The organism is Spongiactinospora sp. 9N601 (assembly GCF_044326295.1).
Lineage (GTDB): Bacteria > Actinomycetota > Actinomycetes > Streptosporangiales > Streptosporangiaceae > Spongiactinospora > Spongiactinospora gelatinilytica.
Genome location: NZ_JBIRBB010000007.1, coordinates 203,467 through 216,736 on the forward strand (window position 1 = coordinate 203,467; position 13,270 = coordinate 216,736).

Annotated in this window: 15 protein-coding genes and 1 pseudogene; 10 read left to right on the top strand and 6 right to left on the bottom strand. The window is 67.0% G+C overall.

The features are described from left to right. Positions 1 to 22: 22 nt before the first annotated feature. The 3 genes from ACH34R_RS18325 to ACH34R_RS18335 all read right to left on the bottom strand — a co-directional run bounded on the left by ACH34R_RS18325 (position 23) and on the right by ACH34R_RS18335 (position 2,837). Entirely contained in the window at positions 23 to 868 is an 846-nt protein-coding gene (locus ACH34R_RS18325) for a hypothetical protein (protein ID WP_397562631.1), read from the bottom strand. 356 nt (positions 869 to 1,224) lie between these two features. Further along, positions 1,225 to 2,412, bottom strand: a complete 1,188-nt coding sequence (locus tag ACH34R_RS18330; protein ID WP_397562632.1) for a serine hydrolase domain-containing protein — start codon at positions 2,410 to 2,412, stop codon at positions 1,225 to 1,227. Between the two features lie 47 nt (positions 2,413 to 2,459). Further along, entirely contained in the window at positions 2,460 to 2,837 is a 378-nt protein-coding gene (locus ACH34R_RS18335; protein WP_397562633.1) for a hypothetical protein, read from the bottom strand. A 200-nt stretch (positions 2,838 to 3,037) separates the two neighbouring features. Between ACH34R_RS18335 and ACH34R_RS18340 the strand changes: the two genes are divergently transcribed. Continuing rightward, the gene (locus tag ACH34R_RS18340; protein WP_397562634.1) at positions 3,038 to 3,418 is read left to right on the top strand and encodes a hypothetical protein; all 381 of its coding nucleotides are present in this window, start codon (positions 3,038 to 3,040) and stop codon (positions 3,416 to 3,418) included. A 45-nt stretch (positions 3,419 to 3,463) separates the two neighbouring features. Continuing rightward, a complete protein-coding gene (locus tag ACH34R_RS18345; RefSeq protein ID WP_397562635.1) occupies positions 3,464 to 4,252 on the top strand; it encodes an SAM-dependent methyltransferase in 789 nt (262 codons plus the stop codon). A gap of 6 nt (positions 4,253 to 4,258) precedes the next feature. On the opposite strand, the gene ACH34R_RS18350 is transcribed toward ACH34R_RS18345, so the two are convergent. Continuing rightward, positions 4,259 to 4,858: a TetR/AcrR family transcriptional regulator gene (locus ACH34R_RS18350; RefSeq protein ID WP_397562636.1), complete on the bottom strand. Its 600-nt coding sequence runs from the start codon at positions 4,856 to 4,858 to the stop codon at positions 4,259 to 4,261. Between the two features lie 98 nt (positions 4,859 to 4,956). Between ACH34R_RS18350 and ACH34R_RS18355 the strand changes: the two genes are divergently transcribed. Continuing rightward, positions 4,957 to 5,367, top strand: coding sequence for a VOC family protein (locus tag ACH34R_RS18355; protein ID WP_397562637.1), 411 nt, complete (start codon positions 4,957 to 4,959; stop codon positions 5,365 to 5,367). A 56-nt stretch (positions 5,368 to 5,423) separates the two neighbouring features. On the opposite strand, the gene ACH34R_RS18360 is transcribed toward ACH34R_RS18355, so the two are convergent. Next, positions 5,424 to 6,692, bottom strand: coding sequence for a cytochrome P450 (locus ACH34R_RS18360; RefSeq protein ID WP_397562638.1), 1,269 nt, complete (start codon positions 6,690 to 6,692; stop codon positions 5,424 to 5,426). 240 nt (positions 6,693 to 6,932) lie between these two features. Between ACH34R_RS18360 and ACH34R_RS18365 the strand changes: the two genes are divergently transcribed. Beyond that, entirely contained in the window at positions 6,933 to 7,529 is a 597-nt protein-coding gene (locus ACH34R_RS18365; RefSeq protein WP_397562639.1) for an RNA polymerase sigma factor, read from the top strand. Beyond that, positions 7,526 to 8,395: a hypothetical protein gene (locus tag ACH34R_RS18370; RefSeq protein WP_397562640.1), complete on the top strand. Its 870-nt coding sequence runs from the start codon at positions 7,526 to 7,528 to the stop codon at positions 8,393 to 8,395. Before ACH34R_RS18365 ends, ACH34R_RS18370 begins: the two co-directional genes overlap by 4 nt. A gap of 8 nt (positions 8,396 to 8,403) precedes the next feature. On the opposite strand, the gene ACH34R_RS18375 is transcribed toward ACH34R_RS18370, so the two are convergent. After that, on the bottom strand, positions 8,404 to 9,078 hold the full coding sequence (locus ACH34R_RS18375) for a hypothetical protein (RefSeq protein ID WP_397562641.1): 675 nt from the start codon (positions 9,076 to 9,078) through the stop codon (positions 8,404 to 8,406). 94 nt (positions 9,079 to 9,172) lie between these two features. Between ACH34R_RS18375 and ACH34R_RS18380 the strand changes: the two genes are divergently transcribed. The 5 genes and pseudogenes from ACH34R_RS18380 to ACH34R_RS18400 all read left to right on the top strand — a co-directional run bounded on the left by ACH34R_RS18380 (position 9,173) and on the right by ACH34R_RS18400 (position 13,166). After that, positions 9,173 to 10,294: a hypothetical protein gene (locus tag ACH34R_RS18380; RefSeq protein ID WP_397562642.1), complete on the top strand. Its 1,122-nt coding sequence runs from the start codon at positions 9,173 to 9,175 to the stop codon at positions 10,292 to 10,294. A 562-nt stretch (positions 10,295 to 10,856) separates the two neighbouring features. Beyond that, complete coding sequence (locus tag ACH34R_RS18385; protein ID WP_397562643.1) at positions 10,857 to 11,096, top strand: hypothetical protein; 240 nt, start codon at positions 10,857 to 10,859, stop codon at positions 11,094 to 11,096. Continuing rightward, positions 11,086 to 11,586, top strand: coding sequence for a DUF6879 family protein (locus ACH34R_RS18390; RefSeq protein WP_397562644.1), 501 nt, complete (start codon positions 11,086 to 11,088; stop codon positions 11,584 to 11,586). Before ACH34R_RS18385 ends, ACH34R_RS18390 begins: the two co-directional genes overlap by 11 nt. A 9-nt stretch (positions 11,587 to 11,595) precedes the next feature. Beyond that, on the top strand, positions 11,596 to 12,447 hold the full coding sequence (locus ACH34R_RS18395) for a helix-turn-helix domain-containing protein (protein WP_397562645.1): 852 nt from the start codon (positions 11,596 to 11,598) through the stop codon (positions 12,445 to 12,447). A 59-nt stretch (positions 12,448 to 12,506) separates the two neighbouring features. Beyond that, positions 12,507 to 13,166 (top strand): annotated as a pseudogene (locus ACH34R_RS18400) (SAM-dependent methyltransferase). The last annotated feature ends 104 nt before the right edge of the window (positions 13,167 to 13,270 follow it).

Genomic DNA, 13,270 nt, shown 5'->3' on the forward strand with positions numbered 1-13,270 from the left:
CACAGGAGCACAGGAGCACAGGTCAGAAGTCGAAGCGGTCCAGCTCGGCCGTTCCGGCGTCCTTCTTGTAGGAGAGCAGGTAGGGCTCGCCGTACAGCTCGAACGGGGCGAGGGTGGTCCAGCCGGTCGTCCAGCCCTGCTGCCAGACGCCGCTCCAGGAGCCGTCCTTGTGGAACTTGCTCAGGTCCGCCTCACCCGAGCCGTTCTTGTAGGACAGCAGGTAATACTCACCGTCCGCCCGGAACGGGACGACGTTCGTCCAGCCGGTCGTCCAGCTCTGCTTCCACACATTGCTGTAGGAGCCGTCCTTGCCGAATTTGTCAAGGCTGGCCTCGCCCGTCCCGCTCTTGTAGGAGAGCAGGTAATACTCGCCGTACAGCTCGAAGGGGGCGAGCGTCGTCCAGCCCGTGGACCACCCGTGCCGCCACACATTGGCGTAGGAGCCGTCCTTACCGAACTTGTCCAGGCTCGCCTCGCCCGAGCCGTTCTTATAGGACAGCAGGTAATACTCACCGTACAGCTCGAACGGGGTAAGTGTCGTCCAGCCGGTGGTCCAGGTGTGCTGCCATACGCCGCTGTAGGACCCGTCCCTACTCCACTTGCTCAGGTCCGCATTTCCCGCCCCGGACTTGTAGGAGAGCAGGTAGTACTCGCCGTACAGCTCGAAGGGGGCGAGCGTCGACCAGCCCGTCGTCCACCCCGCCTGCCACACCCCGTCGTACTCGCCGTCCTTGCGGAACTTACTGAGATCGGCGCTTCCCGCCCCGCTCTTGTACGACAGCAGATAATATCCGCCGTACAGTTTGAAGGGTGCGAGCGTCGTCCAGCCCGCCGTCCATTCTTTACGCCATATCCGCGTTAACCCCATGCTCAGAGTTTCACTTGGGCCCCGATCTCCGTCAACCCCGCTCTCAGCATTCGGTATGAATCGCCCAGCACCGGCGGAGGCGGATCTGATTCGTATCATGCGAAAAAGCAGGCCACCAGGTGAGAATATTGTCGATTTCTTATCAGGCTGCCGGGTATTGACAGGCCGGGGCGGCGATGGCAACCACTGAACCCTTTTCAACCGGCTGCTTGCACCAGGTCAGGGGCGCCTCCGTCGAACTCGGGGCGGGCCTGATAGCCCGGCAGGACGCCTGGTCATGCGGATACGGCATCTCGCTTACCGCCCCTGACCAGGGAACTTGAGGATGAAAAGGCTCACTGTGCCTATGCCTATGCCTATGCCTGCGCCCGTGCCTCGATCGCCTGCTGGACGGCGGCCAGGAGGCCGGCGGCGCGAGCGTCCGGCACACCTTCCTGGATGTGGTTCATGACGTACCCGAAGGCGAGCCCCGTCGCCGGGTCGGCGAAGCCGAGCGACCCGCCGTACCCGCCGAACCCGAAGGCGGCCGGGCTGTGCCAGAACAGGCCGGGCATCGGCAGGCCGAACCCGGTGGCGATCCGGACCGGCGTACGCAGGATCTCGTCCTTGCCGCTGACCTGGAGGGACGTCGCCGCCGCCAGGGTCTCGGGGGTGAGGATGCGGTGCCCGTCCACCTCGCCGATCAGCGCCGCGTAGCAGCGGGCCAGGGCGCGGGCGGTGCAGATGCCGTTGGTGGCGGGGAACTCGGCCCGCTGCTCGGCGGGGTCGTCGTGGTTCAGCATGGGCGTGACCACGGACATGGCGCGCATGCTCAGCGATGCCGGGTCCGTGAAGGCCGCGATCATCTCGCGGGCCGCCTCCGGGACGGAGTCCAGGTCGATCGCGGCCTGCCCGCCGGGGGCGGGCGGCGGCACGACGATCCGGGCGACCCGGTGTTGTTCCGATTCGGGCAGCCCGATCCACAGGTCCAGGCCGAGCGGGGCGGCGATCTCCTCGGCGAGGAAGGCGCCGATGCTGCGCCCGCTCACCCGGCGCACGACCTCGCCGACCAGCCAGCCGTACGTGTGCGCGTGGTACCCGTGCGCGGTGCCCGGCTCCCAGACCGGGCGCTGCGCGGCCAGCGCGTTCACCATCGGTTCCCAGGTCAGCGCCTGCGCCGGGGTGATCGGCCGGTCGATCACCGGCAGCCCGGCCTGATGGGTGAGCAGCCACCGGACCGGGATGCGCTCCTTGCCGTTCGCCGCGAACTCCGGCCAGTACTTCGCCACCGGCGCGTCGAGATCGAGTTCGCCGCGCTGCGCCAGCAGGTGCGCGCAGGCGGCCGTGACCCCCTTGGTGGTGGAGAACACGACCGCGAGGGTGTCGCGCTCCCAGCGGCGGCCGGTACCGGGATCGGCCACGCCGCCCCAAAGGTCCACGACCTTCTCGCCGTGCAGGTAGACGCCGACGGCGGCGCCGATCTCCTGTCCGCCGGCCAGATTGGCCGCGAACGCCTCCCGCACTATCTCAAATCCCGGTGCGGTCTCTCCGCCGATTTCGGGCATGCGTCATCGCCTTCGGTTCTGGTACTGAAATGAGTGCTCTATGAGTGCTACCTGCGCCAGTGGTCGATCAGCCAGGCACAGATCTCCGGCTCGGTCATTTCCGGGAACTCTTCGGTGAACGTGACCAGCGCGCGGATGGCCTCATCACGCTCCAGGCCGCGTTCTGCCGCCGCCCGGAGGTATTCCTGGCGCGCGGCGGTGGGACGGCCGCCGCCCGTACCGCGTCCGGGCAGGCCGTTGCGCCACTGGACGATCTCGCCCAGCCGCGCGGGCCGCCAGCCGGGCGCGCCGTCCACCTCGACGTCGGGCTCGGGGAACGGGTGGCTCGAATCGCCCGGATAGCGCGAGCGCCATTTGTGCACCGCATGCCGGCTCACCCCGAGCGCGTCGGCGATCCCGAGCACGCCGAGGTAGGACTCGGCCATGATGCACCTTTCTTTCGTCGTCTTCGGTAGAGACGATGTTAGCCACCGCCTCAGAACATCGTCAACAACGTGGACAAGCTTTTCGGAGGGGGTCGCCATAGCCGCCGGTTATGGGGCGATCGTGGGGTAGGCGGGACCGTCGCCCGGTGTCATCGTGAGTGCGTCCGTACGCACATTCGGCGCCAACGGAGGTACCTGACATGCGAGTTCTCCGCAATGTGGCCACGATCGCGGCCTTGGTGCTCAGCCTGGGCCTCACCACCACGACCGCCGACGCGGCGACGGCCGACCCCGCCGCCGCCCACCTCGGAATCTCGCTCACCCCCACTTCGGGCACCGTCTCGCCGGGCGGCTCGACCAAGACGATCCTGCGCTCCGACGAGCCGGTGGACCTCATCACCGTCTCCGGCGCCCCGCCCGGGGTGACGATGGGCCTGTCCGGCCCCGACCCCATCTACGTTGTGTTCTACGCCTCGCCCTCAGCCGCGGCGGGCGTGTACGTGATCACCTTCCGCGCGAACGGCTCCTCCGCCGACTACCACCTGACCATCGCCACCGGCGACGACCGACCCGCTGAGTAGCATGGTGGCGCTTTCCCCCCGGCCACCGACAGAACGGACGAGCCCGTGACCGAAGCCCCCGACGACGGCCACCAGGCGAGCGCGGCGCGCATCTATAACGTGTTACTCGGCGGCGACACCAACTTCGCCGCCGATCGCGCCGCCGCCACGCTGCTGGAGTCCAAGTACCCCACCGTCCGTCAGGCGGCGGTCGCCAACCGGGCGTTCGGGCTGCGCGCCGTACGGCACGCGGCGGAGGACGGGGTGGACCAGTTCCTGGACATCGGGTGCGGGCTGCCGCTCACCCCCAACACCCACGAGGTCGCCCGCCGGTCCCGGCCCGCCGCGCGCGTCGTCTACGTCGACAACGACCCGCACGTCATCGCGCATGGCAATGAGTCGCTGCGCGGCGAGGGGGTGGCGACCGTACCCGGTGATCTCCGCGACCCGGCCGCCGTTCTCGACCACCCGCAGGTCCGAGACCTGCTGGACTTCGGCCGTCCGGTGGCGATCCTGGCCGTGGCGGTCATGCACTTCATCGGTCGGGACGACGACCCCTTGCGGATCGTCGCGACCCTGCGCGACGCGTGCGCCCCCGGGTCGTGGTTCGTACTCACGCACGCCTGTACCGACACCATGCCCGCCGACGAGGTCACCACCGGCACGTCCGTCTACCGGCGGACCGCCACCCCGGTCACCGCCCGTACCCGGCAGGAGATCGAGAAGCTGTTCACCGGCTTCGAGCTGCTGCCGCCCGGCCTGGTCAGCCCCGCCCTCTGGCGCCCTGAGCCGGGCGCGGCCGGCGGCCCCGCGCCCACCGAATCCCTCGCCGGAGCCGGAGTGCTCGCCCCCTGACCGAGGTCAGCTACGCAGAGACTCCAGCATTCGGGTCAGCGCGGCCATGGTGTCGGCGAGGTCGCGTGGGCGGTCTTGTGGCTCGCCGGGCCGGGCGAGCCACAGTACGGCTTCGTTCATCGCGCCGGACAGCAGGTGGGTGAGGGGTTCGACGCGCTGGAAGGCGATGGTGCCGTCGTCGATGAGCGCCTGTAGGACCTCCGCCAGGTGCCGCGCGGAGGCCGCCTCGTCCATCGCCCGCCACTCGCTCCACCCCAGTACGGCCGGGCCGTCCACCAGCATGATCTGCTGGACCTCCGGATCCGAACCGGCGGCCAGGAAGGCCCGGCACCCCGCCGTCAATTGCTCCCACGGGTCGTCGTGCCGCTCCGCCGCCGCCGCGACCCGCGCGGCCACCTCCTGCTGAACCTGTTCCAGGACGGCGCGGAACAGCCCCGCCTTGCCGTCGAAGTGGTGGTAGAGCGCGCCCTTGGTCACCCCGGCGGCGGCGACGATCTCGGCCAGCCCGACCGCGCCGTACCCGCGTCCGGCGAAGAGCCGCCTTGCCTCGGTGACCAGCGTGCGGACGGTCTGCTCGCGCTGGTGTGCCCGGCTCGTGGGTCCCATGATCGCCTGCCTGCCGCTCCAGTTGACATACCGGTGGTATGTTTCTACGGTAGCGTCACATACCGACGGTATGTGAACTGCCTTCAGGGGGACGAATCATGCGGCTGACCGGCTTCTATCCAGTGATCTGCACGCGCGCCATCACGGAGTCACGCGACTTCTACACGGGCCTGTTCGGCTTCGAGCCGACCTTCGAGGCGGACTGGTACGTGAGCCTGCGCCGCCCCGGCGACCCCGCCTACGAGCTGGCGCTGCTCGACCACACCCACCCCACGATCCCCGAGGGACACCGGCGGCCGGCGCAGGGCCTGCTGCTGAACTTCGAGGTCGTGGATGTGGACGCCGAATGGGAACGCCTGGTCATCGGCGCGGGCCTGGAACCCAAACTGCCGCTGCGCAGCGAGGACTTCGGCCAGCGGCATTTCATCGTCGCCGACCCCGATGGCGTGCTCATCGACGTCATCACGCCGATCCCACCCTCGGCCGAATTCGCGGCGCAGTACGCCTGATCGCCTGGCCTTCTTCAGCAGGTCCTCTTCAGCAGGTCCTCTTCAGCAGGTCCTCTTCAGCGGGATCGAAGGCGAACCGGCAGCCGTACCGGGCCTCGGACCGTCAGGCTCGACTTCCACTCCAATTCCTCCGGGCGGACGGCGAGCGCCATTTCGGGAAACGCCCGGATCAGCCCGCCGATGGCGATCCGCCCTTCCAACCGGGCCAGGCCGGCACCGACGCAGTAATGAACGCCGTGCCCGAAACCCAGGTGGGCGCTGTCGGCACGCTGGAGGTCGAGCCGGTCGGGGTCGGCGAACGCGTCCGGGTCACGATTGGCGGCGGCCAGGGCGACGAGCACCGGCTGCCCCGCGGGAATCACGGTATCGGCGATCCGCACCGGCTCCAGCGTGAACCGCCAGGTGGAGAACTCGGTGGCGCTGTCATAACGCAGCAGTTCCTCAATGGCGGTCTCCAGAAGCTCGGGCCGGCCGCGCAGCAATGACAGTTGCCCGGGGTTTCGCATGAGCGCGAGCATTCCGTTGCCGACCAGGTTGATCGTGGTCTCATAGCCCGCCACGAGCAGTAGGAAGATCATCGGGATGACCTCGTCCCGGGTCAGCTCGCCATCCGGGTCCGCCAGCGCACTGATCACATCGTCACCGGGCGCCGCGGCCTTCTCCTCGACGATGCCGGTGATGTACTCCAGCAGCTTGCCCATGGCCGCGACGCGCGCTTCACCACCGGTCCCGCGAGAGATCACGACATCATCGCACCACCGCCCGAAGTCCGCGCGATGCGCGGCCGGAATGCCGAGCATTTCGCAGATCACCGTGGCCTGCATGGGCGCGGCGAACCGCTCGATCAGATCAACCTCATCGGCCGTGGCCATCCGCCCCAGCAGCGTTTCCACGGTCTCCTCGATGACACCGCCGAGTTTCGCCGCCAGCCTGCGCCGCTGAAAGAACCCGGAAACGACGCCCCGCAACCGAGTGTGCTCAGGCGGATCGAACGTCAGCAGATGCGCCCCCAATCCCGAACGATCCTCAAGCGGCTTCCCCCGCCCTGCCTCTCGCCAGTCGGAAGGCGCATGGCCGGGGTCCTTGCTGAAACGGGGGTCGGAAAGCACCAGCCGCGCATCCGCATAGCGGGTGATGAGCCAGGCATAGAGGCCGTTGCGGAGCCGCACGAAATGAACGGGCCGCGAACGACGCAACTCAGCGTAGAAACCATAGGGATCCGCCACGAACTCCGGACCGGAAGGCAACGACTCCCCAAACCCAGAACCCACGGACGACACCTCCCCAGGGACGGGATTTGCAGGCAGGACCTCGTCGGTGGACAACCCACTCTCCCCTCACCTCTGCGGCAGTACCCCTCTCGACCTCATGTTCCCTCTCGGGCGGCCACCACCCCAACCCCCTCCCCCCAGATACCGCGTGCGGGGTGAGTGGGCTCTGCCGTACAGGCTCGGTACCCCGGCCTGGGAGACCGGCCACGCGGACGCACAGCACAAAAGGGATGGAACCGTTTCGGGGGTTGGTGGCAACAACGGATGACCTGATGCAGAGCCGAAAGGCGCACAATGAGTGAGAGCGGCCGGGTGGAGGGCGATGACGCGTTCCTCATCGAGCAGTCCCGGCGCGAACCTGAGGCGTTCGCGGAGATCTTCCGGCGGCACGCGCCCGACATAGCCCGCTATGTCAGGCGCAGGCTCGGCACCGAAGCCGCTGACGACGTCGTCGGGGAGACCTTCCTGACCGCGTTCCGCCAGCGCGGCGGCTACGACCTGGCCCGGCCGAACGCGCGGCCATGGCTGTACGGCATCGCCTCCAACCTGATCGGCCGGTACGTGCGCACGGAGGTCCAGCAGTTGCGCATCCTCGAAGGCACCGGCACCGATCCGGTGCAGGCGTCGTTCACCGAACGCAGCGACGAACGGCTGAGCGCCATGGCCTCCCGCCGTCGCCTGGCCGGGGCGCTGGCCGCGCTGCCACGCGGCCACCGGGACGCGTTGCTGCTGGTCGCCTGGGCCGACCTCAGTTACCCCGAGGTCGCCGAGGCGCTGCGCATCCGGGTCGGCACGGTACGCTCCCGCGTCAACCGGGCGCGCACCAAGCTCAAAAAGGAACTCGGCGAGGTCAACCCCCTGGCCATGATCAGCGAGGAGCCCGGTCTGTGAACGAGACGAATGAGATCAACGAGCTTGCCCGCTTCCGTGCGGAAATCCCCCGCCCCGAACTCGCCGACCTGCGCGAGCAGGAACGACTCCTGCATGCCGCAATGAACGATCCCGCACCGACCGGCCGTAGAAGGCCCCTCCCTCGCCTGCTGATCGGCGCGACGGTCACCGCCGCGATGGCCGCCGCCGTCGTCGCCGGGCTCACCCTGCTCCAGGACCGCGCCGGCACCGCGACCTCCTACGCGAACGCCGCCATCGACATCCGGCTGAACGGCGACGAGTACATGGCCACGATCAAGGACCCGTTCGCCGACCACACCCAGTACTCCGAGGGCTTCAAGGCCCTGGGGCTCGAAGTCGGCCTGCAACTGGTCCCCGTCTCCCCGAGCCGGGTGGGCGACATCGTCCGGTACGGATTCTCTGGCACCACCGAGGCGGACAAACTGGGCGGCGGCCTGTCCCCCGAGGGCTGCGCCCCCGGCACCCCCGGCTGCGCGCTGACCGTGACGGTCTCCAAGGGCTTCAGCGGCAAAGGCACCGTCTATGTCGGCCGTTCGGCCAGGCCCGGCGAGCGATACGGGGCCCACGCGGCGGCCGAGGCGAAGGGCGAGATGCTGGAGGGTTACGACCCGGTCGAGCGTACGGCGGGCGAGGTGGCCGCCGAGGCGCGGCGGCGGGGCCTGGTCGTGGAGTACCAGATCATCAGGCCCTCCGAGCAGGGCGGCTTCTCGGTGGACCCGAACGACCGCGCGACCGACGTACGCGACCACTGGATCGTGTGGGCGGCGGAGTCGGCACGGGAGGGGACGGTCCGGCTGCTGGTGTCGGAGAAGCGGGTGGCCAAGAACCCGGTCCACGGGAACTGACGTCGCCCTCAACCGACATCCGCCTCCGCGTCGATGAACCAGACACCGTCGCGGAGGACCGTTTCACCGAAGGTGAGCCGGAGCGGGGTTCGGAAGATCGGGCCGCCGGTGACCACCGTGTGATATTCACCGTTCTCGCCGGCGATGTCCACACCCGCATCCGTGAAAAGCCCGAGCATTTCCGCGTCGATGACCCTGCCGAGAATTTCGGGCGGCAGAAGTCCGTCACGGACGGCGACGACGGCCGCCTGGAATCCGCTGTCGAGGAGTTCACGCATCAGGGTCGGGCGTTCGGTCTGCCACAGCGGCAGATGGGCCGTCGCGCCCGCCCGAGCACATACGGAAAGCTCCCATTCCCGATGGCTTTCCGTGTCGATGTCACCGAACACCCCACGGCCGATCCCGCCCGCCACCACACTCCGCACCTCGGCGCAGAACTTGTTCTCATAATCGTCCCAGGTGGTGGCCACGAACCGGATGGGCACGCCGATCGCCGCCGCCTGCCGGGCCAGCACCTCCCGGCGCAGGCCGTGCGAGCGGGAACGCAGCCCCGTTTCGGTCATCATCGTGACCATCACCCCGGGAACGCCACCGTGCCGTACCGCGCGGTGAAAAGCCAGCGCGGAGTCCTTTCCGCCGCTCCACGAGCAGAAGAACGGAGAACCCGCGAGTTCCGGTTCCATGAGATACCCCCGATTCCCAGGATTATCGTGAGTGCCGATGGGGCAGTAACCGGCTACCCCGATCCTCTTCAGCGTCGAACGATGGGAAAAGGCCGTGGCGGTGAACCGAGCCGTTCCTCCGACGATCCGTTCTCAGCAGGAGCTTATCGAGCGGGGTGTCTCGTTCCCGGCCCCGCCGCTCGCCGCGACCGCCCTGCCGATCTCCGCCGACGGCGTCACCTACGAAATGGCCCAGCAGCTCACCTGGCTCGACGCCGACCACTTCGTGGTGGGCCGCTGGGACGGTTCGATGAGCATCTTCAAGTTCGTCGAGTCTGCCGTGTCCGGCCCGCTGATCAGCGAGTCCGTGACCAGCCCGGCCTTCCAGGGCGTACGGATGCTCGCCCGGCTGCCCCGCCGGTCGTTCGCCAGCTCCAACGACGAAGATTCCATCGCCCTGTGGTACGCGGGCGACGACGGCTGGCCCGACCTCCGCCCGGGCGGCACCTACGGCTACGACCCGGCCCTCGGCGTCGCCACCGGCGCCCGCGCGGTCCAGGCCGGGACGAGCACCCTGGTCGTCGGCCACACCTCGGGCCACCTGTCCATCTGGGCCCACGACCCGATCCGGCGGCGACTGCGCTTTCTGCGAGCCGTGGACGTACGCAATCCCGACCCGGTCAACCCGTGGGGCCTGCACGACGTGCATTCCATCGCGGTCGTCTCGGACTCGCCTGCCAAAGCCCGCGTGCTGGCGGGCTCCGAAGACGGTTACGTGTCGATCGTCGAAGTACCCTCGGGCCACGTTCTCTCGCAGGCGGTCTTCAATCCACAGGCCCAGCGCGGCATCAACAGCGTCTCGGTGGCCGGCGACTCACTGCTGGTCGCCAACTGCTCGGTCGGCCCCGACGACTACAACCTGTGGTACTACACGATCGACCCCGCGACCTGGCAGATCGCCCTTCGCGGAAAGGCCAACCTGATCGTCGACACCCACCGCCCCCAGGCTTTCAACTTCGCCACCGTCTGGGGCGCGTATTCGGGCGGCCCCTGCTGGTTCGCCTCCACCGAGGAAGGCGCCCTCTGGATGGGCACCGCCGCTCCCGCCTCCGGCATCGACATCATCGGTTATCAGGAGGTCACCAGCCCCCTCGGCTCGACCCTGGGCTATGCCCCCGACCCCGGCCGCCTGGTAATGGTCGCCTACGACCTCTACGAGTACACGACCGGCGCGTAAGTCGCTTATGGGGCCGAGTCAGAGCCGTGCATGGCCTTGTAAATGCAACACACACCAAAAGACTTCTGGCGAGGAGGACCCGACCTTGGCGGACGCCCGCCCTGCGGAGCGCTTCAGCTTCGTATAGATCATCGACGTCTTGGAGCAGTACGGCTTCCGCAGGCCGACTGAACAGAAGCCGCGGAACGTAGCAACGGCCGAACGATACCTCCTTCAGGAAGGGAACGGCCCAGGGCTCTGTATCGTCCGCCGGGCATCGCAGATGGTGTTCAAGGCATTCTCAACACGCAGCCGTAGCAAACGCTGATGCACACAGAATGGCCGGGGAAGTTCCCGGCCCTTCTGATGCCTCAGCTCAACTCGACGTAGCAGCGAACATCAACGTCAAAATGGATCACGGCTGCTATTGCAGAAGCTCTGTTGTCCGCCGCTGGTTCCAACTGCTAAGTGAGCCCGCGGACTTCGGGATGCGGCCTGGATCGATCGACGCTTGACGCCCCCATAACCGACCTTCATGCTCGGGTGTGCAAGCCGGAGCACACTCAGAGCATGGGAGCCCCTCATGGCGCTACGGTTCGTGGGCATCGACCCGAACACCGACGGTAACAACTGCCCATCCGTGTGGGTGGACGAGCGCGACGGCAGCATCGTGATCCAGGGATGGGAAGTGACCGCCAAGGACGACCTGGCGGAGGTCGCCGCCCGCAGCCCCATCCCCGACAATGAGAAGGTCGTCCGCGTCCCTCGGCGCATGGCGAGACTTCTGATGGAGGCATGTAGTGGGTCCGCTTATGACCTTTGAGGAGATGCTTGCCAGCGCATCCCATTCGGCTGTTCACCTCGAAATGCGGGATGCGTACGTACCAGACGACCCATCCTTCATCGCCTGGCAGGGGGGCCCTTCGTACGACCGCACCCAGCGCGAACGGGACTGGCACCAGCTCATTGGGGAAGCGCGGGCCCGCGGAGTGCAGGTTCGGCGAGCCCGGGTCGTCTCGGAGCCGGTAACGGACTACATCCGCTTCGAGCACTCCGTAACCGACTCGATGAACATCGCGGCCGGTGAGCAAGTCAGATGGCTCCCGCGGCGGAAGGCTTCAGATCTTCTTCTGCCCGGTAATGATCTGTGGGTGTTCGATGAACACCTGGTCAGGTTCGGTCTCTTCGCCGGAGACGGTCGTTACCTGGGTGAGGAGCTGATCCGCGACCCGAACGTGATCAAGCAGTGCTTGGCCGCGTTCGAGGCTGTTTGGGAGCGTGCTATCGAGCACCAGGAGTATCGGCTCGTCTGACCGCTTGCCATGCGTACTTCGCCGTCTTCAAGCGCCCAAGAGGCACGTAAGGTCATCGCCCAGCGTCTACGCGAGATCCGCCTCGACGCAGACAACATGACCGCCCGGGCCCTCGCGAAGGCCGCGAACTGGCATGAGTCGAAGGTATCCAAGATCGAGCATGGGCGCACCGTTCCGTCTGAAGGCGACATCCGTCAGTGGTGTCGTATCTGCGGTGCCGAGGATCAAGTAACTGAGCTGGTCACAGCCTCGCGCGCTGCTGACCTGATGTACGTGGAGTGGAAGCGACTTCAACGCACTGGCCTCAGGCAGCTCCAGGTTACGAAGATCCGGATGTACGAGCATGTGCGACACTTCCGTGTCTACTGCTCCAACGTAATCCCAGGGCTCTTCCAGACGCCAGCCTACGCGGAGGCGTTGCTGACCTCCATCGCCGAGTTCAGAGCAGCACCGAACGACGTGTCCGCAGCGGTTACGGCCAGGCTGGAACGAACACGCTTTCTCCATGAGGGCAATCACCGCTTCGCGGCCCTGATCGAAGAGTGGGTCTTGAGAAGCCGGATCGGCGATGCCGAGGTCATGGCCGGCCAGCTAGGTCATCTGCTGGCGATCATGACCTTGCCGTCCGTATCCCTGGGCATCATCCCCCAGCGAGCAGGCCGCCACCTCTGGCCTATTGAAGCATTCAACATCTTCGATGACTCCTTGGTCCAGGTGGAGTTGCTCACAGCGGAGATCAACGTAAGCCAGCCTGGAGAGATCGCCCAATACGTTGCCGGCTTCAACCGGTTGTCGCGGATGGCCGTTTATGGCCCAGCCGCGCGGCAGCTCATCGCTGGCGTGCTGACTGAACTCTCCTAGCGGAGCAAGTTCAAGCACACTTGTTGAGGCTGGGAATTCGGGACTCCTACCGTCGGGGCATGGCCCACGGCGCTCCCGAGATCCCGCACTACTTCGTAGACCCGCACATACCGAACGTCGCCCGTGTCTACGACTCCTTCCTCGACGGTAAGGACAACCTTCCGGCCGACCGCGAGGTCGCCGAAGCCGTGTTGCGCGCGGCTCCCGAGATCCGGGATCGCGCTGCACAACCGGCGATTCCTGGCGCGGGCTGTGCGGTACCTCGTGAGCCAGTGCGGAGTGTCACAGTTCCTCGACATCGGCTGCGGCCTTCCCACACAGCAGAACGTTCACGAGGTCGCCCACGCCGCGAACCCGGAGGCCAAGGTCGTCTACGTGGACCACGACCCCGTCGTGATCACCAATGGAATGCCCTGCTGGCGACCAACCCGAACACGGTCATGCTCCTCGGGGATCTGAAGAAGACCGAACTGGTCCTGAACAATGCGGCCGAAACGCTCGACTTCACCCGGCCCATCGCGTTGATGCTCGTGGCGATACTTCACTTCTTCCCGGACTCGATCGGCGTTCACGACATGGTGTGGCGTCTCATAGACGCTCTCTCGACCGGCTCCTTTCTGACGATGTCTCACGTTCCGCACCAAGGAGCAGATCGAAGAGTTCTTCCGGGGTACGAACATCCTTTACGGGCTGTCTCCGGTCAACCACATTCCCCCTGACGAACTGACTCTCCACGGGCGGGACTTAGGAAATGACAAGCCGATGGCCGGGTTGGCCGGGATCGGATACAAGTGGTGGTGACCGTCATGTGCGATGTGGAGAG